Below are 1,241 nucleotides of genomic sequence, written 5' to 3'. Positions count from 1 at the left end.
GTTATATATCCGTTCATTTACCTGAAGTTTATTAACCCCCTTAATTTTAACACATATTGGAACTTTTCTGGCCGTTAGTTCAACAAAAAGCMGCCGATCGGTTTGGCCTGCTGCCGTAGTAACTGATGATTCAACTATCGTTCTCCTTCTTCAGATCCTCAATGTTTATTTTCTCCACCTCTTAGGTAAATACGTTTCTTCATAGGCAGAATGGAAAAGAGAACGTATAATACGGATGCGATGCCCTAGACTACTTGGTTTCAATCGAGAAGATTGCTTAGCTAAATATTCCTTGAGAAGATTCAAAGTTACATAGGGAATTTCCAAGTTACCTAAACAATATCAATACTTTCTGGACTCCTCCAAACACAAAAAAACATGCCCTTAACAGGCATGTTCAATGAATAGGATTGGGTTCAAACCACATATATCACTACCCTTTCGTCCCGCCCTGCAGTCCAAAACCTTTGGACATAAACTGCTGGGAGAGGATATACATCACGACCGAAGGAATCGCATACAGCACGGAAAACGCCGCTAGCTTGCCATACTCCACCATGCCGTATTGCCCAAAAAACTGATACAGCTTCAAAGAAGCCGGGAAATTTTCAGGTGTCTGCAATTCGTCTTTTCCCTACACCCGAAGAACTAGGTGAATTACATTCTCAAGATATCTTACGAGGCTGGAAATCGCTTATGAAACGGCATTCTGGCGATCGAAAAGCCCAAGCCATACTCTCTATTGCTTGTCGTTCAGATGGATCTAAACAAGCCACGCATGCTTACAAGCTTTACTTAAAGTAGCTGCTCGATGGTGAGCCCTTTGGCGCTGCACCATGTTGCCATGGTTTGGCCGCTGGACGTATAGTCCTCGATTCGTCTCGCCCATCCTGGCGACGTCGTTCTTTATTTGTCATGAGGCAACCTCCTGTAATTTCGGTTGCTTTCATCTTCTCATATATTTAACAGGGACTGAAGGTGGCTAAGGTTTGACGCTTACTTTTATGCAGGATGGCCTGAATCTACTCGTTTACGGATGTGCATTAAATTGAGTCCTTTGCTTCTGCTCAAAATGGGAATTGGAAAATGATATTATTACAAAAAGAGCCTGTTGAAGTTTCTCAACAGGCTTTGATGTGGTATTAAATTGAATTATGGATTTATTCTTTTGGGATTGTTTGTATAATGTCACCGTACATATCTGTTTTATAAGTGAATCTTTCGAACGGATGGTCTTCATC

The 1,241-nt window shown here is 41.6% G+C and carries 1 protein-coding gene and 1 pseudogene; both read right to left on the bottom strand.

The features are described 5' to 3' along the window. Positions 1-433 precede the first annotated feature (433 nt). A pseudogene (locus tag AC1DSE_RS35495) lies at positions 434-622 on the bottom strand (carbohydrate ABC transporter permease); the annotation flags it as partial. A 169-nt stretch (positions 623-791) separates the two neighbouring features. Further along, the gene (locus tag AC1DSE_RS35490) at positions 792-917 is read right to left on the bottom strand and encodes a hypothetical protein (RefSeq protein ID WP_477529148.1); all 126 of its coding nucleotides are present in this window, start codon (positions 915-917) and stop codon (positions 792-794) included. Between the last annotated feature and the right edge of the window lie 324 nt (positions 918-1,241).

Source organism: Paenibacillus sp. 01L418, assembly GCF_056400045.1.
The sequence above is the reverse complement of the archived record's forward strand: the minus strand, read 5'-3'. Positions and strand labels throughout refer to the sequence as shown.

Excerpts from the sequence above, each read along its gene's own strand:
- AC1DSE_RS35490 (WP_477529148.1), bottom strand. The coding sequence starts at position 917 with ATGACAAATAAAGAACGACGTCGCCAGGATGGGCGAGACGAATCGAGG.